At 66.3% G+C, this 21,069-nt stretch carries 16 protein-coding genes; 9 read left to right on the forward strand and 7 right to left on the reverse strand.

Annotated elements, in window-relative coordinates:
• Positions 1 to 60 precede the first annotated feature (60 nt).
• Together mscL and QF047_RS05530 are read right to left on the reverse strand one after the other, a co-directional pair.
• A complete protein-coding gene (gene mscL / locus QF047_RS05525; RefSeq protein WP_307274704.1) occupies positions 61 to 465 on the reverse strand; it encodes a large conductance mechanosensitive channel protein MscL in 405 nt (134 codons plus the stop codon).
• A gap of 23 nt (positions 466 to 488) precedes the next feature.
• Positions 489 to 1,232, reverse strand: a complete 744-nt coding sequence (locus QF047_RS05530; protein ID WP_307281776.1) for a D-alanyl-D-alanine carboxypeptidase family protein — start codon at positions 1,230 to 1,232, stop codon at positions 489 to 491.
• Between QF047_RS05530 and QF047_RS05535 the strand changes: the two genes are divergently transcribed.
• The gene (locus QF047_RS05535; RefSeq protein ID WP_307282132.1) at positions 1,153 to 1,356 is read left to right on the forward strand and encodes a hypothetical protein; all 204 of its coding nucleotides are present in this window, start codon (positions 1,153 to 1,155) and stop codon (positions 1,354 to 1,356) included. The genes QF047_RS05530 and QF047_RS05535 overlap by 80 nt on opposite strands.
• Positions 1,357 to 1,366: 10 nt before the next feature.
• On the opposite strand, the gene coaA is transcribed toward QF047_RS05535, so the two are convergent.
• Entirely contained in the window at positions 1,367 to 2,374 is a 1,008-nt protein-coding gene (coaA, locus tag QF047_RS05540) for a type I pantothenate kinase (protein WP_307274706.1), read from the reverse strand.
• A gap of 97 nt (positions 2,375 to 2,471) precedes the next feature.
• Here coaA and glmS point away from each other — a divergent pair, with 97 nt between their 5' ends.
• The 8 genes from glmS to QF047_RS05580 all read left to right on the forward strand — a co-directional run bounded on the left by glmS (position 2,472) and on the right by QF047_RS05580 (position 15,259).
• Positions 2,472 to 4,358, forward strand: a complete 1,887-nt coding sequence (gene glmS / locus QF047_RS05545; protein ID WP_307274708.1) for a glutamine--fructose-6-phosphate transaminase (isomerizing) — start codon at positions 2,472 to 2,474, stop codon at positions 4,356 to 4,358.
• Positions 4,359 to 4,478: 120 nt separating this feature from the next.
• Positions 4,479 to 4,826: a holo-ACP synthase gene (locus QF047_RS05550; protein WP_050054357.1), complete on the forward strand. Its 348-nt coding sequence runs from the start codon at positions 4,479 to 4,481 to the stop codon at positions 4,824 to 4,826.
• Positions 4,827 to 4,851: 25 nt separating this feature from the next.
• Positions 4,852 to 6,447: an NAD(P)H-hydrate dehydratase gene (locus QF047_RS05555; RefSeq protein WP_307274710.1), complete on the forward strand. Its 1,596-nt coding sequence runs from the start codon at positions 4,852 to 4,854 to the stop codon at positions 6,445 to 6,447.
• A gap of 66 nt (positions 6,448 to 6,513) precedes the next feature.
• Positions 6,514 to 8,769: a glycogen debranching protein GlgX gene (glgX, locus tag QF047_RS05560; RefSeq protein ID WP_307274712.1), complete on the forward strand. Its 2,256-nt coding sequence runs from the start codon at positions 6,514 to 6,516 to the stop codon at positions 8,767 to 8,769.
• Positions 8,766 to 11,093 (forward strand): malto-oligosyltrehalose synthase, encoded by a 2,328-nt coding sequence (gene treY / locus QF047_RS05565; protein ID WP_307274714.1) that lies wholly within the window; start codon positions 8,766 to 8,768, stop codon positions 11,091 to 11,093. Before glgX ends, treY begins: the two co-directional genes overlap by 4 nt.
• Positions 11,090 to 12,859: a malto-oligosyltrehalose trehalohydrolase gene (treZ, locus tag QF047_RS05570; RefSeq protein ID WP_307274716.1), complete on the forward strand. Its 1,770-nt coding sequence runs from the start codon at positions 11,090 to 11,092 to the stop codon at positions 12,857 to 12,859. Before treY ends, treZ begins: the two co-directional genes overlap by 4 nt.
• A gap of 111 nt (positions 12,860 to 12,970) precedes the next feature.
• Positions 12,971 to 14,011 (forward strand): L-glyceraldehyde 3-phosphate reductase, encoded by a 1,041-nt coding sequence (gene mgrA / locus QF047_RS05575; protein WP_307274718.1) that lies wholly within the window; start codon positions 12,971 to 12,973, stop codon positions 14,009 to 14,011.
• Positions 14,012 to 14,173: 162 nt separating this feature from the next.
• On the forward strand, positions 14,174 to 15,259 hold the full coding sequence (locus tag QF047_RS05580; RefSeq protein ID WP_307274720.1) for an inositol-3-phosphate synthase: 1,086 nt from the start codon (positions 14,174 to 14,176) through the stop codon (positions 15,257 to 15,259).
• Positions 15,260 to 15,412: 153 nt separating this feature from the next.
• On the opposite strand, the gene QF047_RS05585 is transcribed toward QF047_RS05580, so the two are convergent.
• The 4 genes from QF047_RS05585 to QF047_RS05600 all read right to left on the reverse strand — a co-directional run bounded on the left by QF047_RS05585 (position 15,413) and on the right by QF047_RS05600 (position 21,045).
• The gene (locus QF047_RS05585; RefSeq protein ID WP_307274722.1) at positions 15,413 to 16,336 is read right to left on the reverse strand and encodes an endonuclease domain-containing protein; all 924 of its coding nucleotides are present in this window, start codon (positions 16,334 to 16,336) and stop codon (positions 15,413 to 15,415) included.
• A 152-nt stretch (positions 16,337 to 16,488) separates the two neighbouring features.
• Positions 16,489 to 18,165, reverse strand: a complete 1,677-nt coding sequence (locus QF047_RS05590; protein WP_307274724.1) for a formate--tetrahydrofolate ligase — start codon at positions 18,163 to 18,165, stop codon at positions 16,489 to 16,491.
• 97 nt (positions 18,166 to 18,262) lie between these two features.
• Positions 18,263 to 19,528 carry a D-inositol-3-phosphate glycosyltransferase gene (gene mshA / locus QF047_RS05595; protein ID WP_307274726.1) on the reverse strand — a complete coding sequence of 422 codons (1,266 nt, stop codon included), beginning with the start codon at positions 19,526 to 19,528 and terminating at the stop codon, positions 18,263 to 18,265.
• Positions 19,529 to 19,605: 77 nt separating this feature from the next.
• On the reverse strand, positions 19,606 to 21,045 hold the full coding sequence (locus QF047_RS05600; RefSeq protein WP_307274728.1) for a 6-phospho-beta-glucosidase: 1,440 nt from the start codon (positions 21,043 to 21,045) through the stop codon (positions 19,606 to 19,608).
• Positions 21,046 to 21,069: the final 24 nt, after the last annotated feature.

Here is a 21,069-nt window from a genome sequence, read left to right on the forward strand (position 1 = left end):
CCTGCCAAAAAGTAGGCCCGCCTCCCCTAGGGGACGGGCCGCTGGTTTAGGCAGCAAAAGCTAAGGCGTGCGGCTCTTCAGCGCATCCCGGATTTCGGTCAGCAGCGCGATCTGCGGGTCCTCCGCCGAGTCCTTCTTTACGTCCTGGTTGATCCCGAGCCGGCGGTTCCGGCGCTCGATCATCAGGTTCATCGGCATCACCACCACGAAGTAGATGGCCGCAGAGATCAGCAGGAAATTCACGATCGCCGTCAACAGGACGCCGAACTCGATGGCATTGCCGTTGAGTTCAATCTTCGCGAAGCTGTCGAAGTTGGGGGAGCCCACAATCGCCGCAACGAAGGGCATCAGCACCTTGTTCACCAGTGCGGTCACGACTGCGCCGAACGCGGTGCCGATCACGACGGCGACGGCAAGGTCAACAACGTTGCCCTTCATAATGAAGTTCTTGAATCCAGTCAGCATAGGAACCAACCTAACCCATCGCCTCACAAGTACCCCGGCGCCGCCTCTACGCCGAAGTACTCCTCCAGCGTGTTGATGCCGCGGTTCACCATGTCCGTGGCCGCCTCCACCCCGATGTACCGTAGATGCCACGGCTCGTAGTAATACCCCGTGATGGGATGGAACATCCACGGATACCGCACCACAAAGCCGAACCGGTGCCCGTTCGCCTTCGCCCACATGGCAGCGGGCTGGTCCGCGAAGCACGGCTGGAAGCTGCACGCGCCCCCGCCGTCGGCGATGTCGAATGCCCAGCCCGTCTGGTGCTCCGAGTAGCCGGGCCGCGCGCTGGCCGTGTCCGCGTCGGCCTGGCCGCGGGAGGCAACGTAGCCGCCGTAGGTGGTCACCTGCGTCCCGTAGGAGCGGTACCCGCTCGCCAGGACCATAGCCACCCCTTCCTGCGCGGCGGCCGCGAACATCGCCTCGGCCGCTGCCGCCGTCGTACTGTTCAGCAGCGCGGACTCCCCGGACGCAGTCGCCGCGACCGCGGGCTGTACCAAATCAGCAGGCACATAGTCCGCAGGAACCAGCGGCCGGTGCTTGTTGACCACCAGCCAGGGACTCGACGGGTCGGTGAGGGAGAACTGCCGCGGCAGGGCGGAGGACGGCGACGGCGTGGGGGACGGCTCAGGAGGTGGGGGAGCCACCGTGGTGCCCTCCGGCGTCGTGGTCACCGGCGGGACGGAAGTCGACGGTGAGGAGGCAGGGGAGGATGACGACGGCGCCACCGCCTCAGGTGCCCCCGGCGTGCAGGCAGCCAGGACAGTGAGTCCTGCTCCCGCCGCCAGGAAACGGGCAAAGCTGCGCCTGCTGGCAGCCGCCAGCGCAGGTCCGGCGGGAGCGCAGTCGTAGCACACCTGTGCTACACCTTCCGGAGCAGCATACGGCGGATCGAGTGGTCGATCTCCTTGGTGAGCACCAGCTGGGCCCGACCACGCGTGGGGAGGACGTTCTCCTCCAGGTTGGGCTCATTGATGCGCTTCCAGATGTCCCGCGCGGTGCTCTCAGCCTCATCATCGGACAGGCTCGCATACCGGTGGAAGTAGGACTCCGGCTGGGCGAAGGCAGTGCTGCGCAGCTTGCGGAACCTGTCCACGTACCACTCTTCGATAAAGGACGTCTTGGCGTCCACGTAGATGGAGAAGTCGAAGAAATCGCTCAGCGCCAGCCCCTGCTTGCCGTCATGCCGCGGCCGGGCCGGTGCCAGGACGTTGAGCCCTTCCACGATCAGCACGTCAGGGCGGCGGACCACCACTTCCTTGCCGGGAACGATGTCGTAGGTGACGTGCGAGTACCAGGGCGCCCGCACTTCCTCGGCGCCGCTCTTGATTTCGCTCACAAAACGCAGCAGCGCGCGGCGGTCGTAGGACTCCGGGAAGCCCTTGCGTTCCAGCAGTTGCCGCCGCTTCAGCTCCGCGAGCGGATACAGGAAACCGTCCGTGGTGATGAGTTCCACATTCGGGGTGCCGGGCCAGCGCCGCAGCATTTCGCGGAGCACACGGGCAATAGTGGACTTGCCCACGGCAACCGACCCGGCCACGCCGATCACAAACGGGGTGCGCTGTGTCTGTTCGCCAAGGAACGTGGTGGTGGCGGCATGCAGTTGGCCAGCGGCCTCGACATACAGGTGCAGGAGCCTCGAAAGCGGAAGGTAGACCTCCCGGACTTCCTTCAAATCCAGCGGGTCGCCAAGGCCGCGGAGACGGAAGATATCCTCCTCATTAAGAGGCTGTTCCATCTCATCTGCGAGCCGGGACCAGGTCTGCCGGTCCAGCTCAACGAACGGGGAGACACCTTCGCCGTTCGCGTCATTGCGTTGCACAGTCACTTTAGAGATTCTGCCCCTAGCCCGGCCGAGAGCGAAATGCATGTGCGCTGGAACACACTGGACCAATGCAACAAAAGCGGCCCCCGTGCACGGCGTCCCGGTTTAGATCTCAAGCACCCCTGCCGATAGTCTTGAGCCTATGTGTGGAATCGTAGGATACGTGGGCCGTTCTGGTAACGGCGGAAGTCACAGTGCGCTGGATGTGGTCCTTGAGGGACTGCGCCGCCTGGAGTACCGGGGCTATGACTCCGCAGGGGTCGCTGTTGTGTCCCAGGGTGTAATTGAATCGCGGAAGAAGTCGGGCAAGCTGAGCAACCTGATTGCCGAGCTGGAAGAACACCCGCTGCCGGAGACCGTCACCGGGATCGGCCACACGCGCTGGGCCACCCATGGCGGGCCGACCGACCGGAACGCCCACCCGCACCTGGCCGATGAGGGCAGGCTCGCCGTCATCCACAACGGGATCATCGAAAACTTCGCCGAGCTCAAGCTGGAGCTGCTGGACAAGGGCGTGAAGTTCCTCTCCGAGACGGACACCGAAGTGGCCGCTGCGCTGCTGGGCGACATTTTCCGCAACAAGCTCGGCGGCGATACCTCCAACGGCGGCCTGACCCGCGCCATGGAGCTGGCCTGCCAGCGCCTGGAGGGCGCCTTCACCCTGCTCGCTGTCCACGCTGACCAGCCCGACGTCGTCGTCGCCGCCCGCCGTAACTCACCCCTGGTAGTGGGCCTGGGCGAGGGGGAGAACTTCCTGGGCTCGGACGTGTCCGGGTTCATCGACTACACCCGCCGCGCGGTGGAGCTGGGCCAGGACCAGATCGTCACCATCACCGCGGACACGGTGGAGATCACCGACTTCTACGGCAAGCCGGCTGAAGGCAAGGAATACCACGTGGACTGGGACCCGGCCTCCGCCGAGAAGGGCGGGTTCAGCTCGTTCATGGAGAAGGAAATCCATGACCAGCCCGACGCCGTGGCGCAGACCCTGCTGGGCCGTTCGGACATTAACGGCAAGCTGACGCTGGACGAGGTCCGGATCGACCCCGAACTGCTGAAGCAGGTCAACAAGATCATCGTCCTGGCCTGCGGCACCGCAGCCTACGCCGGAACCGTGGCCAAGTACGCCATCGAAAACTGGTGCCGGATCCCCACCGAGGTGGAACTCGCCCACGAGTTCCGCTACCGGGACCCGATCCTGGACGCGAACACCCTGGTGGTGTCCATCAGCCAGTCCGGCGAGACCATGGACACTCTGATGGCCGTCCGCTACGCCCGGGAACAGGGCGCGAAGACCATCTCGATCTGCAACACCAACGGCTCCACCATCCCGCGTGAATCCGATGCCGTGCTCTACACGCACGCCGGACCGGAAATCGCGGTGGCCTCCACCAAGGCGTTCCTGGCCCAGATCACCGCCGCGTACCTGCTGGGCCTGTACCTGGCGCAGCTGCGCGGGAACATCTTCTCCGGCCAGATCAAGGACGTCCTCGCGGACCTGAACAAGATCCCGGCGAAGATCCAGACCGTCCTGGACAACGCCGGCCCGCTGCGCGAGCTTGCCCGGAGCATGGCCAACGAGAAGTCGGTGCTGTTCCTGGGCCGCCACGTCGGCTACCCGGTGGCCCTTGAGGGTGCATTGAAGCTGAAGGAAATCGCGTATATCCATGCGGAAGGCTTCGCCGCCGGCGAGCTCAAGCACGGCCCCATCGCCCTGATCGATGAAGGCCAGCCGGTGTTCGTGGTGGTCCCGTCCCCCCGCGGCCGCGAGTCGCTGCACGCCAAGGTGATCAGCAACATCCAGGAAGTCCGCGCCCGCGGCGCGCGCACCCTGGTCATCGCCGAGGAAGGCGACGAAGCCGTGAAGGCCTACGCCGAGCACGTCTTCTACGTCCCCGAAACACCGGTCCTGCTGATGCCGCTGCTGACCACCGTCCCGCTGCAGATCTTCGCCGCGGAACTCGCCGCGGCCAAGGGCTACGACGTGGACCAGCCCCGCAACCTCGCCAAGAGCGTCACGGTCGAGTAGCCGGTTTATCTTCCGACAGCGGAAACCCCGGGTTTAACCACCCGGGGTTTCCGCTTTTTAACGTCTCCTGCGCCGCTTGGTGGTCCGGCCAGTAACCTGCGTCACCGTAGAATAAGCCGCATGATTGTTGGCATTGGCGTAGACGTTGTAGACATCGAGCGGTTCGGCCGCCAGCTTGAGCGCACCCCCGGCCTCCGGGACCGGTTGTTCGTTCCGGCCGAGCGCGAGCTGAACATCCGCTCCCTCGCCGCACGGTTCGCCGCGAAGGAAGCTGTGGCCAAGGTCCTCGGCGCGCCGGCCGGCATGAACTGGCAGGACTGCTGGATCGGGCTGGACCACAACGGCCCCACCGTCCAGGTCAAGGGAACCGTGCTGGCCGTCGCCGAGGCCAAGGGCGTCAAGCGCTGGCACCTCTCCATCAGCCACGACGGCGGCATCGCCACCGCCACGGTCCTGGCCGAAGGCTGAACCGGCGGACTCCGCCACTGACACCGTGATCAGCGCCTACACCGGAACGCAGGTCCGGCATGCCGAGGAACCACTCCTCGCTGCCGGGCTCGGCGATGTCCTCATGCAGCGCGCAGCACACGGACTGGCCGTCGCCGTCATCCGCGAAATAAACGCCCGCGGCCTCCGGGTCTACGGCTCCTCCGTTACGGTGCTCACCGGCAAAGGCAACAACGGCGGGGACGGCCTTTACGCCGCCGCCTTCCTCGCCGCCCGGGGCATGCGTACGACGGCGATACTCACCTCAGATTCCGCCCACCCCCAGGCTTTGGCTGCTTTTGAGCGGGCCGGCGGCCGCGTCCGGCACCTTACTGAGGTGGCACCCGGCGAGCTTGCCGCAGACGCGGCGCGCGCCGACGTCGTCATTGACGCCGTGCTGGGAACGGGCGCGAAAGGAGGGCTGCGGGGGAGTGCCGCCGCATTGATCGCCGCCATTGCTGATGCCCGCACCGGGGGTGCCTGCCCGGGATTTGTGGTGGCATGCGACCTGCCCAGCGGCGTGGACGCCGATACGGGTGCGGTGGCCCAGCCCGTCCTTCCTGCGGACCTGACGGTGACGTTCGGCGCAGCCAAGGCCGGGCTGCTGGCCGATCCCGGCGCCGACTTCTCCGGCCGCGTGGAAGTAGCGCCCATCGGCATCGAGGAAAACTTCCAGCGTCCCGCCCTGCGCCGGCTGGACGACGCTGACATCGCCGCCCTCCTGCCACACCCGGAGCGGCGGGCGCACAAGTACTCGCGAGGAGTCCTGGGTGTGGTGGCCGGCTCCGCCGACTATCCCGGCGCGGCCGTCCTCGCGTGCCGCGGAGCCCTGGCCGCCGGAGTCGGCATGGTCCGGTACCTCGGACCGCCGGAGGTCGCGGACCTGGTGCGGCAGTCCTGCCCCGAAGTTGTGTGCAGTACCGGCGCCGTGGCCGACAATCGGGTGCAGGCCTGGCTGGTGGGTTCGGGAATGGGGCCCGGTGACCACGAGCAGCTGCAGCGCGCCCGCGACGCCGTCGAGTCCGGCCTGCCCGTGGTAGCCGACGCCGGTGCGCTGCCCGCCCTTCCCGACGCTCTGGCTCCGCATGTGGTCCTGACCCCGCACGCCGGCGAGCTCGCCGCACTCCTGCAGAGGCTGGGCGGCGACGAGGACCGGGCCGCTGTGGAAGCGGGCACGCTGGCCGCCGTCCGCCGGGCAGCCGCACTGACCGGCGCCACCGTCCTGCTCAAAGGGGCCACTACGCTGGTGGCCGCGCCCGCCGGGGACGTGTTCGGCCAGTCAGACGGCACCCCGTGGCTCGCCACCGCCGGCAGCGGCGATGTCCTGGCCGGCGTCATTGGCGCGCTGCTCGCACAGCTGGGTTCCGACGTCGAACACTTCGGTAAGGCTGGCGTGGAACCAGGCGCGCGCTGGGCAGCGGTGGCCGCGCTGGGAGCCGCACTGCACGGCAAAGCCGGGAGGGCGGCGTCGGACGCCTGCCTCGGCGGGCCGATCGCTGCTGGCGGAATTGCAGACTCCCTACCCCATGTCTGGGGTAAAGTAAGCACGCTTAGTAACGGTGGGATCCGGAAACGTAATAGTCACAGCCAGCCGCTACGGTAGGCAGTAGTTCGCACCGGCAGCAGGGGGCACTTGCCCTTCTACTGCCGAATCACAAAGAGGAGCATTATGGAAGTCTGGCCTGGATCGGCTTATCCCCTTGGCGCCACGTACAACGGAACCGGCACCAACTTTGCCCTGTTCAGCGAACGAGCAGAAAAAGTGGAACTGTGCCTCTTCGACGACGACGGCAAGGAAACCCGCATCACGCTGGACGAAGTGGACGGGTACGTGTGGCACTGCTACATCCCGCAGATCCAGCCCGGCCAGAAGTACGGCTACCGGGTCCACGGCCCCTACGATCCTGCTTCCGGCAACCGCTTCAACCCCAACAAACTCCTGTTGGACCCCTACGCCAAGGCCATCCACGGCCAGGTGGACTGGGACCCGTCGCTGTTCACCTACAACCTGGGTGAGCCTGAGTCCATCAACAACGAGGACTCGGCCAGCCACATGATGATGGGCGTGGTGATCAACCCGTTCTTCGACTGGGACGGTGACCAGAACCTGCGGATTCCCTACCACCAGTCGGTGATCTACGAAGCCCACGTCAAGGGCCTCACCCAGCTGCACCCGGAGATCCCCGAGGAACAGCGCGGCACATATGCCGGCGTGGCGCACCCGGCCGTCATCTCGCACCTGCAGAAACTCGGCGTCACCGCCATCGAGCTCATGCCCGTGCACCAGTTCGTCAATGACGGCACCCTGCAGGACAAGGGCCTGAACAACTACTGGGGCTACAACACCATCGGTTTCTTCGCCCCGCAGAACACCTACAGCTCCACCGGCGACACCGGCCAGCAGGTCCAGGACTTCAAAGCCATGGTCCGCTCACTGCACAAGGCCGGCATCGAGGTCATCCTGGACGTGGTGTACAACCACACCGCCGAAGGCAACCACCTGGGCCCCACCCTGTCCTTCAAGGGCATCGACAACGCCGCCTACTACCGGTTGATGGAGGGCGACGAGAAGCACTACATGGACTACACCGGTACCGGCAACTCGCTGAACGTCCGCCAGCCGCACTCCCTGCAGCTGCTGATGGACTCGCTGCGCTACTGGGTTTCGGAGATGCACGTGGACGGCTTCCGCTTCGACCTCGCCTCCACGCTGGCCCGTGAGTTCTACGACGTGGACAAGCTCTCCACCTTCTTCGAACTCATCCAGCAGGACCCCGTGGTCTCCCAGGTCAAGCTCATCGCCGAGCCTTGGGACGTTGGGCCCGGCGGCTACCAGGTGGGCAACTTCCCGCCGCAGTGGACCGAATGGAACGGCAAGTACCGCGACACCGTCCGCGACTTCTGGCGCGGCGAGCCCGCCACCCTGGGCGAGTTCGCGTCCCGCATCACCGGCTCTGCGGACCTCTACGAGCACTCCGGCCGCCGCCCCGTGGCCTCCATCAACTTCGTCACCGCGCACGACGGCTTCACCCTTTCGGACCTGGTGTCCTATAACGAGAAGCACAACGACGCCAACGGCGAGGACAACAACGACGGCGAATCCCACAACCGCTCCTGGAACTGCGGCGTGGAGGGCCCTACGGACGATCCCGAAGTCCTGGGGCTGCGGGCCCGCCAGCAGCGGAACTTCATCGCCTCGCTGCTGCTGTCCCAGGGCGTGCCCATGCTCCTGCACGGCGACGAGATGGGCCGCACCCAGCAGGGCAACAACAACGGGTACTGCCAGGACTCCGAGCTGACCTGGATCAACTGGGAATCCATCGACCAGCCGCTGGTGGAGTTCACCTCCGCGGTGAACGCGCTGCGCGCCAAGCACCCGACGTTCCGCCGCAGCCGGTTCTTCGACGGCCGGCCCGTCCTGCGGGGCGAGGGCGAGCGGCTGCCGGACATCGTATGGCTGGACCCTGAGGGCGAAAACATGAAACCGGAGGCCTGGGAAGCCGGGTTTGGCCGGTCGGTGGGTGTGTTCCTGAACGGCGACGGCATCCAGGGTAAGGACAGCCGGGGCCGGCGGATCACCGACGTGAACTTCCTGCTGTACTTCAACGCGCACGACGATACGGTCAAGTTCACCCTGCCGTCAGACGAGTACGCGCCCGCCTGGGACGTCATGATCGACACCGCGGGGCATAACGCGGACACCGAGCCCGTCAACGCGGGGCAGCTGCTGCCGGTGGAGGCCAAGTCCCTGGTGGTCCTGCGCGCCCACAGCGTTCCGGAAGTTGAGCCGGATCACTCCGTGGCGGCATCCCTTGCGGCGCTGACCCAGACCGCGAGCAGCGAGGCCGAGTCCATCAGCACGCCCCCGGTTGCTGAACCCGGCAAGACGACGAAGGTGGGCTCGCGGAAGGATCTGAAGAAATGAGGGTGCCCGCCTCCACCTACCGGCTCCAGATCCGGCGCAGCTTCACCCTGTTTGATGCCGCCGAACAGGTTCCGTACCTGAAATCGCTTGGAGCCGATTGGGTCTACCTCTCGCCCATCCTCACCGCAGAGCAGGGCTCGGACCACGGCTATGACGTGACCGACCCCTCCGCCGTGGACCCGGAGCGCGGCGGCGCCGAAGGCCTGCTGGCGCTGTCCAAGGCTGCCCGCGAGTATGGCATGGGAGTCCTCGTGGACATCGTGCCGAACCACGTGGGCGTCGCCACGCCGCCGCAGAACCCGTGGTGGTGGTCCCTCCTGAAGGAAGGGCAGGGCTCGCCCTACGCCGAAGCCTTCGACGTCGACTGGGACCTGGCCGGGGGAAAGATCCGGTTGCCCATGCTGGGCTCGGACGATGACCTGGACAAGCTGGAGGTCAAGGACGGGGAACTCCGCTACTACGACCACCGGTTCCCCCTTGCCGAGGGGACGTACTCCGACGGTGACTCCCCCCAGGAAGTCCACAGCCGCCAGCACTACGAGCTGATCGGCTGGCGCCGCGCCGACGCCGAGCTGAACTACCGGCGCTTTTTCGCCGTGACCACACTGGCAGGGATCAGGGTGGAAACGCCCCACGTCTTCCAGGAAGCGCATGCCGAGGTGGGCCGCTGGTTCCGCGAAGGACTCGTGGACGGGCTCCGGGTGGACCATCCCGACGGCCTGGCCGACCCTGCAGGGTACCTGCGCTGGTTGAAGGACCTCAGCGGCGGGGCCTATGTGCTGGTGGAGAAGATCCTCGAGCCGGGCGAAGCTCTGCCCGGGGATTTCGCCACCGAAGGGACCACCGGGTACGACGCACTTGCCGATGTGGACCGCATCTTTGTCGACCCCGCCGGAGAGCAGCTGCTCAACGACCTGGACGCAAAGCTCCGGGAGGCCGCTTCCCCGGCGGACTACGCCGAGATGATCCGCGGAACCAAGCGGATGATTGCCGACGGAATCCTCCGCTCCGAGGTGCTGCGGCTGGCCCGCCTGGTTCCCGTGTCCTATGGGCTTTCGGTGGAACAGGCAGCTGACGCCATCGCGGAAATCATCGCCTCCTTCCCGGTCTACCGGACATACCTGCCCACCGGTGCCGGGATCCTCAAGGAAGCCTGCGAGTCTGCCGCGGCCCACCGGCCCGACCTGGAGGTCGCCGTGGGGACGCTGCTGCCGCTTCTCCTGGACCCGGCCAACCCGATCGCGGTCCGGTTCCAGCAAACCTCCGGGATGGTGATGGCCAAAGGCGTGGAAGACACGGCGTTCTACCGCTACACCCGCCTGGGAACACTGACGGAAGTAGGAGCCGAACCGACGGAGTTCGCAGTGACTCCCGAGGAGTTCCACCACCGGATGCTTCGGCGCCAGGAAGAGCTTCCGCTCTCGATGACCACCCTCTCCACGCATGACACCAAGCGCAGCGAGGACGCCCGGGCCCGGATCTCGGTCATCGCAGAGCTGCCGCAGGAGTGGACGGCCACTCTGAACAGCCTTCGCGAGCTGGCGCCGATTCCGGACGGACCCTACGAAAACCTGCTGTGGCAGGCCATCGTTGGTGCCTGGCCCGCGAGCCGGCAGCGGCTCCAGGGCTACGCGGAAAAGGCCGCGCGGGAAGCCGGAAACTCCACCATGTGGACGGCCCCGGACGAAGACTTCGAAGCAGCGGTCAAGGCGGCCGTGGACGCTGCGTTCGACGACGCCCGGGTCACAAAAGTGGTGGAGGGCTTCGTCGCACGGATCGACTCCTACGCCGCGTCCAACTCCGTCTCCGCCAAACTGGTCCAGCTCACCATGCCCGGCGTGCCGGACGTGTACCAGGGCAGCGAGTTCTGGGAACGGTCCCTCACCGATCCCGATAACAGGCGGCCAGTGGACTTCGCGCGGCGGCAGGAGGAGCTGGCAAAGCTCGACGCCGGCACCCTGCCGGAGGCCGGAACGGAAACCAGCAAGCTGCTGGTCACCTCCCGCGCGCTCCGGCTGCGCCGTGACCGGCCCGAACTGTTCCAGGGCTACAGCCCGGTGGCAGCGTCCGGTCCGGCAGCAGCCCACCTGCTCGCGTTCCGCCGCGGTACGGACGGGACGGATGCAGCCCTGACCCTTGCCACCCGGCTCCCCGCCGGACTGGCGGCCGACGGCGGATGGCGGGACACCGCCGTCGAACTTCCCGGAATCATGCGCGACGAGCTGACGGGTGTTGATTACGGGCCCGGCGCCGTTTTGTTGGCCGACGTGCTGGGTACCTACCCGGTGGCTTTGCTGGTACCGGTGGATGGAGAAAAGGCATGACGCTCGTGAATGTTGGGCCCGAACGCTTCGACGTCTGGGCGCCGGAGGCTCATTCGGTGATCCTCCAGGCAAACGGCCGGCAGTATCCCATGCTGAAGAAGGAGACGGCGCCCGGCGCAGACGGGTGGTGGACCGCCCCGGACGCCCCCGCCGACGGCGACGTGGACTATGGCTACCTGCTGGACGGTGACGGACATCCCCTACCCGACCCGCGATCGCGGCGGCTGCCCGACGGTGTCCACGAACTGTCCCGCACCTTCGACCCTGCGGCCCATGCCTGGCAGGACTCAGGCTGGAGGGGCAAGGACCTGCAGGGTTCGGTCATCTACGAACTCCACGTGGGGACTTTCACCCCCGATGGGACACTGGACGCTGCCGCTGAAAAGCTGGGCTACCTGGCGGACCTGGGCGTCGACTTCGTGGAACTGCTGCCGGTCAACGGCTTCAACGGCACCCACAACTGGGGCTATGACGGCGTGCAGTGGTACACCGTCCACGAAGGCTACGGGGGCCCGGCGGCCTACCAGCGCTTCGTTGATGCGGCGCACGCTGCCGGCCTGGGCGTCATCCAGGACGTGGTGTACAACCACCTCGGTCCAAGCGGAAACTACCTGCCGAAGTTCGGCCCGTACCTGAAGCAGGGCGATGCCAACACGTGGGGCGACTCGGTCAACCTGGACGGGCCCGGCTCGGACGTGGTGCGCGAGTACATCCTGGACAATGCGGCGCTCTGGCTCCGGGACTACCACGTGGACGGGCTCCGGCTGGACGCGGTGCACGCCCTGCGTGACGAGCGTGCCGTGCACATCCTGGAGGAATTTGGTGCGCTGGGTGATGCCGTCTCGGCTGAGACCGGGCTGCCCAAGACGCTGATTGCGGAGTCGGACCTGAACAACCCGCGCCTGATCTACCCGCGGGACGCGAACGGTTACGGGCTGGCCGGGCAATGGAGCGACGATTTCCACCACGCCGTCCACGTGGGCGTGAGCGGCGAGACCACCGGGTACTACGAGGACTTCCAGTCCCTCGCGGTCCTCGCCAAGGTCCTCAAGGACGGTTTCCTGCACGACGGCAGCTACTCCAGCTTCCGCGGCCGCCACCACGGCCGGCCCATCAATGCCGCCCTGGTGCACCCTGCGGCGCTGGTGGTGTGCAACCAGAACCATGACCAGATCGGCAACCGCGCCACGGGGGACCGGCTCTCGCAGTCGCTGTCTTATGGGCAGTTGGCCGTGGCGGCCGTACTCACCCTGACCTCGCCGTTCACGCCCATGCTGTTTATGGGCGAGGAGTTCGCGGCGAGCACCCCATGGCAGTTCTTCACCTCGCATCCGGAACCGGAGCTCGGCAAGGCCACTGCGGAAGGCCGGATCAAGGAGTTCGAGCGCATGGGGTGGGATCCCGCCGTCGTGCCCGATCCCCAGGACCCGGAAACCTTCCGCCGTTCGAAGCTGAACTGGGACGAAGCCTCCGGCGGCGACCACGCCCGGCTCCTTGAGCTCTACCGCTCACTGACCGCGCTGCGCCGGGAGCACGCCGAGCTTGCCGGGCTCGGCTTCACGGAGACGGACGTGAAGTTCGACGACGACGCGGGCTGGTTGCGTTTCCGCCGCGGAAGCGTGGAGGTGCTGCTGAACCTTTCAGACGCCAAGGTCCGGGTGGACGGGGCTGCCGGAAGTGTTCTCCTGGCCACCGATGAGGGAACCGGACTCGAGGGTGAAAGCCTTGCCCTGGCGCCGTGGAGCGCCGCGATCCTGAAGTCCTGATTCCCCGCACTGCACCTAAAGGCTGCGCCGCGGGCTGATTCTGTCAGCCCGCGGCGTAACTTTTCCGCCCCGGGTTGTGTTGTGCGGGTCACAGCTGGCAGGATGGAATGCATGACTTATTCCGCGGCGGAAGACCGCTACGAAACCATGCCCTACCGCCGCGTCGGCCGCAGCGGACTCAAACTCCCGGCCATCTCCCTAGGCCTCTGGCACAACTTCGGCGACGACAAGCGCTTCGATGAACAGCGCGCCATCCTCCGCCGCGCCTTCGATCTGGGCGTCAACCACTTCGACCTCGCCAACAACTACGGCCCGCCGGACGGCTCGGCCGAGACCAACTTCGGCCGGCACCTGAAGGAGGACTTCAAGCCGTACCGTGACGAGCTGGTCATCTCCACCAAAGCCGGCTATTACATGTGGCCTGGCCCCTACGGGGAGTGGGGCTCCCGCAAGTACCTGATCTCAAGCCTGGACCAGTCGCTGCAGCGGATGGGCCTGGACTACGTGGACATTTTCTACAGCCACCGGCCCGACCCCGAAACCCCGTTGGAAGAGACCATGGGTGCCCTGGACTACGCTGTGCGTTCGGGCAAGGCACTCTACGCGGGCATCTCCTCCTACACCCCGGAGCAGACCCTGGAGGCGGCCCGGATACTGAAGGAACTGGGCACCCCACTGCTGATCCACCAGCCCAGCTACTCCATGCTCAACCGGTGGACCGAGGACGGCAGCCCCAACCTGTACGAAGCACTGGACCTGGTGGGGGCCGGGTGCATCGCCTTCTCGCCACTGGCCCAGGGGATGCTCACCAACCGGTACCTGGACGGGATTCCTGCTGACTCGCGCGCCGCCAAGGCCCGGTTCCTGTCCGGGGACGCCATCACGGACGAGAAGCTGGAGCGGATCCGCGGCCTGCACGACATCGCCAAGGGGCGCGGCCAGACGCTGGCGCAGATGGCCGTCGCCTGGATCCTGCGGAACCAGCCAAAGGGCTCGCCGGTGACCTCGGCGCTGGTTGGCGCGTCCAGCGTTGCCCAGTTGGAGGACACCCTGTCCGCCATCAACAACCTCGAATTCACTGCCGACGAGTTGACTGCCATCGACGAGTTTGCCGTGGAATCGGACATCAACCTCTGGAAACAGCCGGTCTGATATCCACCCTCCCATTCCAAAAGGCGGGACGGGGGAACAAGACCCCGCCCCGCTCTGTTGGGTACTATGAAAAGGCGCCGCGCGGCGCCGGGCCTGCCGGCCGCCGTCGTACTTCGCTCGAAGCCGAAACCGGCCGGCTGACGTTTGTCCTAAAGGAGTTCCGTGTCTTCACATCCGATTCGTGTTGCAATCGTCGGCGTAGGAAACTGCGCCGCTTCGCTGGTCCAGGGCGTCCACTACTACAAGGACGCAGACCCCAAGGCCACGATTCCGGGCCTGATGCACGTTGAGTTCGGCCAGTATCACGTGGGTGACGTTGAATTCGTCGCCGCGTTTGATGTGGACGGCAAGAAGGTGGGCGTTGACCTCGCCGACGCCATCCTGGCGAGCGAAAACAACACCATCAAGATCGCTGACGTGCCGCCCACCGGCGTCACCGTCCAGCGAGGCCACACCCTCGACGGCCTGGGCAAGTACTACCTCGAGACCATCGAGCAGTCCACCGAAGCGCCCGTTGATGTGGTGCAGGCGCTCAAGGACGCTGCCGTTGATGTCATGGTCTGCTACCTGCCCGTTGGCTCCCAGGAAGCTGCCGAGTTCTACGCCCAGTGCGCCATCGACGCCGGCGTGGCCTTCGTTAACGCCCTGCCCGTATTCATCGCCGGCACCAAGGCATGGGCGGACAAGTTCACCGCCGCAGGCCTGCCGATCGTGGGCGACGACATCAAGAGCCAGATCGGTGCCACCATCACGCACCGCGTTATGGCCAAGCTGTTCGAAGACCGCGGCGTGACCCTGGACCGCACGTACCAGCTGAACGTCGGCGGCAACATGGACTTCAAGAACATGCTCGAGCGTGACCGGCTGGAGTCCAAGAAGATCTCCAAGACCCAGGCCGTGACGTCCAACGTCGAAGCCGAACTGGCTGCCAAGGACGTCCACATCGGCCCGTCCGACTACGTCCAGTGGCTGGATGACCGCAAGTGGGCCTTCGTCCGCCTTGAGGGCCGCAACTTCGGTGACGCCCCTGTCTCGCTCGAGTACAAGCTGGAAGTCTGGGACTCACCAAACTCCGCCGGCGTGATCATCGACGCCATCCGCGCCGCCAAGATCGGCCTGGACCGCGGCATCGGCGGCCCGCTGCTCTCCGCATCGAGCTACTTCATGAAGTCCCCGCCGGAGCAGTTCAACGACGACCTCGCCCGCGAAAAGGTGGAAGCCTTCATCCGCGGCGACCTCGAGCGCTAACCCCGGTCCCCCCTGTTGCGTATGCTCCCTCACCTTCGGGTGGGGGAGCATCGCGGCTTAACACGCCCCATCACCTCCTGCGTCGTTTTCCGGGACGCGCCATCACAGAATGCGGGATGCCGACGTCAAGCAAAACCGGCTGCGTGCGGATGATCAATCCATGCTGTGCGGAGGTACCCGCTTTATAAATTTGATAGCCCCTTCGAAGCCCTCAGTGGCGTCGTCTTTGGTGACTATCAGAACGGTCCAGCCAGCTGATTCGAAGGCCTTGTCCCGCCGTCGGTCGCTAAACTGCTGTGCATCAAGAAGGTGATGCCCGCCGTCGTACTGGATTGCCAGACGCCGGTGACGGTAGCCAAGGTCGGCAGTTGGGGACGCGCCGTCATCCGGCCGAAGCGCGATTTGTAGGTCCGGCTCCGGTAAGTTCCCATCGGCCATGGCTAGCCGAAGCATGGATTCAGGTGCCGAATCGGACCCAACCCTCATTAGTTCGAGTGCCTCCCGGGCGCGAAGGACGCCTTGAAGGTTGGGGTGTCGCCCAACTAAGGCGCGGAGCCCGTCCAAGGTGTCGTATGGCTCAGATCTGCCTTCAAACTGCGCTCGAGGGATGCGAATGATCTGATCTCCCAAGCAGACCAAATCACTTAGCGACAGCCGGCGGGCCAAGTCGAGCCAAGTTCGCGAGCGCGTACTAATCCGGATACCGTCAACGGATTCAATCTCGCCCTCCCTGGCGATGACGTTATGTGCGGTCACGCCCTTCCTGCGTACTTGGGGCAACTGCTTGGGCTTGCTCAGGTGCAGTTCGGTCGACTCCGACAGGCAGGCTGGCAGCATTTGACAATGCAGACGCGCTGCGGTGACGTGTGAAATCCACGCTCCCGGTGATACTTCGGATAGCGCCCGTGCCGCGGTTTCCAGTTCAAAACTCCAGCCCGCCGGACGGTACACCTCCCTGCTGACATGGATTACGTCATTTCCGCGAAGTCTGCTGGCCGGTACGCCCAAAGCCAGCGCCGAGGTGAAAGTGAATGGGGCATTGGCCAAGGGCTGCGGCAAGTCACTGGGATTGGGCATGTTGGCATTTTGGCTCAAAAAGCGCTTCGGCTGCAGAAGTTATCCACAGGCAGGGCGAAGCGGCTGCGGGAGGTGATGGGGCGTTGGTGGGAAGGCTGCGGGAGGTGATGGGGCGTTGGTGGGAAGGGTGCGGGAGGTGATGGGGCGTTGGGTTAGGTGAGGCCGACGGGGTTCCCGGCGTCGTCCACGTCCATGCGCATAGCCGCGGGGGCGGCGGGCAGGCCGGGCATGGTCATCACCGCCCCGGTCAGCGCCACAATGAATCCGGCGCCGGTCTTGGGCAGGAGGTCCCGCACGTGGATGGTGAAGCCTTTGGGCGCGCCGAGGCGTGAGGCATCGTCCGTGAATGAGTACTGGGTCTTGGCCATGCAAACGGGCAGCTGGGACCAGCCGTTCCGCTCGATATCGGCGAGCCGCTTCAGGGCCGGCACGGAAAACTCAACCCCGTCGGCGCCGTAGATTTCCTGCGCGATGGTCCGGATCTTCTCCTCCACCGGCAACTCCAGCGGGTACAGGTGCCGAAAGCTGTTCGGGCCCGCCACAACCCGGGCCACGAGGGCCGCGAGTTCGTCGCCGCCGTCGCCCCCACCGCCGCGACCCCAGACATCGGCGACGGCGGCGTGGACGCCCTCGCCCGCACACCACGCCAGCAGCCAGTCGAGTTCCTCCTGCGAGTCGGAGGAGAACTTGTTGATGGCCACCACCGGTGTCACGCCGAACTTCTCCACGTTCCGCACGTGCCGGCGGAGGTTTGCCACCCCGGCCTCCAGCGCTGCCAGGTCGGGCGCGGCGAGCTGGTCCTTCGCCACTCCACCTTGCATTTTCAGGGCCCGCACCGTCGCCACCACCACCACCGCGGAAGGGGCCAGCCCGCCAAACCGCGCCTTGATGTCCATAAACTTCTCAGCGCCCAGGTCAGCACCGAAACCGGCTTCCGTCACAACGATGTCCGCCAACCGCCTGGCCGTCTGCGTGGCAATCAGCGAGTTGCAGCCGTGGGCGATATTTGCGAAAGGACCACCATGGACCAAAGCCGGGGTCCCGGCGATGGTCTGCACCAGGTTGGGCTTGATGGCCTCCTTCAGGAGCAGGGTCAGCGCCCCCTGCACCCCGAGATCCGCCACTGTGACAGGGGAGCGGTCAAACGTGTAGCCGAATGTAATCCGTCCCAGGCGCCTGCGGAGGTCGGCCAGGTCCGTCGCGAGGCAGAAGACGGCCATGATCTCGGACGCCACGGTGATGTCGAATCCGTCCTGGCGGGGCACGCCCTGCGTCGGCCCGCCCAGTCCGATCACCACCTCACGCAAGGCCCGGTCATTCATGTCCAGGACCCGTTTGAAGGTCATCCGCCGGGGATCGATGTTCAGCTCGTTGCCCTGGTAGATGTGGTTGTCCACCAGGGCCATGAGCGCATTGTTGGCTGACGTCACGGCATGGAAGTCGCCGGTGAAGTGCAGGTTGATTTCATCCATGGGCAGCACCTGCGAGTAACCGCCGCCCGTAGCTCCACCCTTCATCCCCAGGACAGGGCCCAGCGACGGCTCCCGCAGGGCGATCATCACCCGGTGCCCGGCGCGTGCCAAGGAGTCGCCGAGCCCTACCGTGGTGGTGGACTTTCCTTCACCCGCGGGCGTGGGGGACATGGCCGAGACCAGCACTACCTTGCCGTGCGGAGCGGGCGCCGTCAGCGTGGCAGGGTCAATCTTCGCCTTGTACCGCCCGTACCGTTCCAAGGCTTCCGGGTTGATTCCCGCGGCAGCGGCAATCTCGTCGATTGGCCGGATCCGGGCAGCCCGGGCTATCTCAAGATCAGTCGGAAGACCAGACATCTTTGTCCTTTCCTGCACCGGCCGGAGCCGGACACCTGCGCCCAAGCCGGGACACCTGCCCCTAAGCTAACAGCTGCGGACGGGCATGGCGCCAGGTTCAGGACGCCGGCAGGGCAGTGATCAGGTGGGGCCGCAGAGAATTGTCGACGGCGGCATGGTAGCTTTCCAGCGTGATCGCGGCGGTGCGCTGCCACCCTGAGTTCTGGGCCCGGATTGCCGCTGCCCGGCCCATGTCCTCGCGGGTGACGGGATCGTCGTACAAAGCCTCCAGCGCATCCGCCCAGTCGACGGCGTGATGGCCGTCCACCAGCAGCCCGGTCCTGCCATGGAAAATGGCCCGGGACAGCCCGCCCACCCGGGTGGCCACCACGGGCGTGCCGCAGGCCTGGGCCTCGAGCGCCACCAGCCCGAAGGACTCGCTGTAGGAGGGCATCACCACCACGTCCGCCGCACGGAACCAGCCCGCAAGCTCTGGTGCCTTCACCGGCGGAAGCTGCGTGACGACGTCGTCCATTTCCGCCTCCGCCACCAGGCGCCGCAGGTTGAATTCCTTGTTCCCACTCAATGAGCCCAGGATGGTGAGCCGGAGATCGATGTCCGGGCGCCGGCTTCGCAGCAGGGCCGCCGCCTTCACCAGGACCTGCGGCCCCTTCAACCGCTGGATCCGGCCCGCGAAGACCAGATGGAACGTATCCGGGCTGATACCCCGGTCCGTCCTGGACCGGGCCCGGAAGGCAGGAGTAAAGGTACTCAGGTCCACGCCGGGAGGCGCAATATCGATCCGCTCGTACGAGGCCCCGTAATGGGACACTAGCTCTGCGGCTTCGGAACTGGTGTTGGCGATCAGCCGCGCGGCCCCGTCCACGATCCGGTGCTCACCCAGTTCGCGGCGCCGCGGCTCAGGCTGCTCCCCGGACTCGAGCAGGAGGTTCTTGACCTTGGCCATGGTGTGCATGGTGTGGACCAGCGGCACGCCCCACAGTTCGGACAGCTCCAGGCCGGCGATCCCGGACACCCAATAGTGCGAGTGAATGACGTCGTAATGCCCGTGCGGCTGCCGGCCCCGGATCCGGTCGATCTCCTGCACCATGTGGTGCAGGAGGCCGGGAAGTTCTTCCTTGGGAACCTTCTTCGGCGGCCCGGCCAGGACGTTGTGGACGCACACGCCGGGGTCCGGATGCTCGACGGCGGGCTGGTGGGAGGAGGTGGCACGGGTGAAGATCTCCACTTCCACGCCTGCCTCGGCCAGCGCGGAGGCCAGTTCACGGATGTAGACGTTCATCCCGCCGGCGTCGCCGGAACCGGGCTGCTCCATGGGGGAGGTGTGGAGGGACAGTAACGCCACCCTGCGGACAGGCGCCACGGGACCTCCTTCCGGCCGCCGGCGCGGATTAGCGCGCCGGATCAGTGCTGGGCATTCGATAAAACACTACTCCTGTGTCAACGCCAAACGCCCCGCCACATCTTCCCCAGGGCAGGAAACGCCTGCTCGTAACCTGCCAACAGTGCCGCGCCGAGTGCTTCGGACGCCACGAGCGGGTGCCGGGCGAAGGCCTGCAGCGCGGCATCCCGGTCACCGTCCGTCACTGCCCGCACCGTCAGCCGTTCCACCTCCTTGACCTGCTGCAGCAGGTGAAGCTGCTCCGCCGGCGGAGCCTGCTGGGGCAGCGGCAGCGCGCCGTCGGCCGTCACTGCGCAGGGAAGTTCGACGACGGCGTCAGGCGGCAGCCCCGGAATGGCCGCTTCGGCGGAGGCCGGGGCAGCAGTGGCGGGCTGGGAAGCCAGCGCCACCCCGGTGCTTCGTGGAGGCACGGTGTTGCGCGTATTCAGGATCAGTTGCGTTTCCCCGTTTCCCGCCACGGCCCGCATGGCCGCCAGCGCCACCCGCTCGTATCCGCCACCGGCGAGGTCGTCCTCGTCACGGCGTTCGTCCTTCCCGCGGGCTTCGGCCAGGTAGCCCTCCTCCCGGGAGCGGCGGGCTTCCTCCCACAACCCGAACGCCTCCGCGCCCGCAGCCGCCAGCCGCGGGTAGAGCTCCTGCTGCTGGCTGTGGATGCTCTCGCCGCGGGTCTGCGCCATGGCGTGCATCGCTTCCCGGGCTTTGTCCTGCTCGTAGTAGTAATAAAGGTACTCATTGGGCAGGGCGCCCAGACTGGCCAGGAATGGCTGCGGGAACAGCCTGCCCTCTTCAAAGGACTGCAGGGCACGCGGGTCTGACAGCAGCGCAGGCAGCCTGTCACGCCCCTCGGACTCCAGACGGTACAGCCAGCCCAGGTGGTTTAGCCCGTAGTAGCCCACGCCGTCGAGGCTTCCCGCCGGAAGAGGCGCCCCTGCCGCCCTTGCTGCACGGCTCACCAGGCCGCCCGCGGAGTCGCAGATCCCGACGACGCGGCGGCCGAGCACCGGCAGCAGCGCCTCGGTGACCATGCCGGCGGGGTTGGTGAAGTTGATCAGCCAGGCCTCCGGGCAGAGTTCCTGCATCAGGCGCGCGAGGTCCATCATGTGCGGGATGGTGCGGAGGGCGTAGGAGATGCCGCCGGCCCCGGTGGTTTCCTGGCCCAGCACGCCCAGGTCCCGGGCCACCCGCTCGTCCGCCACCCGGCCCGCGGTGCCGCCGGGGCGGATGGCGGCAAACACCATCTGCGTATCTTTCAATGCCTGGGGCAGGTCGGTGGTGGGAAGGACAGGCACGCGGGCGCCCCTGCCCGGCATGTCCGGGGCAGGCATGCTGCGCAGGACCGCCGTCACCGCGTCCAGGCGGGAGGGGTCCACGTCGTGCAGCACCAGTTCCGTCACCACGCCGGAGAAGGGGCCGGACACCAGCGCCCGGTAGATCAACGGAACCCGGAAACCCCCGCCGCCCACGATCAGAAGCCGCATAACCAGCAGTCTAGGCGTCGCTGT

Source organism: Arthrobacter sp. W4I7 (assembly GCF_030816215.1).
In the GTDB taxonomy this organism is placed as follows: Bacteria; Actinomycetota; Actinomycetes; order Actinomycetales; family Micrococcaceae; genus Arthrobacter; species Arthrobacter siccitolerans_A.

What these genes read in the sequence shown, in the direction of transcription:
- mscL (WP_307274704.1), bottom strand. Translation starts at nt 465, where the DNA reads ATGCTGACTGGATTCAAGAACTTCATTATGAAGGGCAACGTTGTTGAC.
- coaA (WP_307274706.1), bottom strand. Translation starts at nt 2,374, where the DNA reads ATGCATTTCGCTCTCGGCCGGGCTAGGGGCAGAATCTCTAAAGTGACT.
- glmS (WP_307274708.1), top strand. Translation starts at nt 2,472, where the DNA reads ATGTGTGGAATCGTAGGATACGTGGGCCGTTCTGGTAACGGCGGAAGT.
- QF047_RS05550 (WP_050054357.1), top strand. Translation starts at nt 4,479, where the DNA reads ATGATTGTTGGCATTGGCGTAGACGTTGTAGACATCGAGCGGTTCGGC.
- glgX (WP_307274712.1), top strand. Translation starts at nt 6,514, where the DNA reads ATGGAAGTCTGGCCTGGATCGGCTTATCCCCTTGGCGCCACGTACAAC.
- treY (WP_307274714.1), top strand. Translation starts at nt 8,766, where the DNA reads ATGAGGGTGCCCGCCTCCACCTACCGGCTCCAGATCCGGCGCAGCTTC.
- treZ (WP_307274716.1), top strand. Translation starts at nt 11,090, where the DNA reads ATGACGCTCGTGAATGTTGGGCCCGAACGCTTCGACGTCTGGGCGCCG.
- mgrA (WP_307274718.1), top strand. Translation starts at nt 12,971, where the DNA reads ATGACTTATTCCGCGGCGGAAGACCGCTACGAAACCATGCCCTACCGC.
- QF047_RS05585 (WP_307274722.1), bottom strand. Translation starts at nt 16,336, where the DNA reads ATGCCCAATCCCAGTGACTTGCCGCAGCCCTTGGCCAATGCCCCATTC.
- QF047_RS05590 (WP_307274724.1), bottom strand. Translation starts at nt 18,165, where the DNA reads ATGTCTGGTCTTCCGACTGATCTTGAGATAGCCCGGGCTGCCCGGATC.
- QF047_RS05600 (WP_307274728.1), bottom strand. Translation starts at nt 21,045, where the DNA reads ATGCGGCTTCTGATCGTGGGCGGCGGGGGTTTCCGGGTTCCGTTGATC.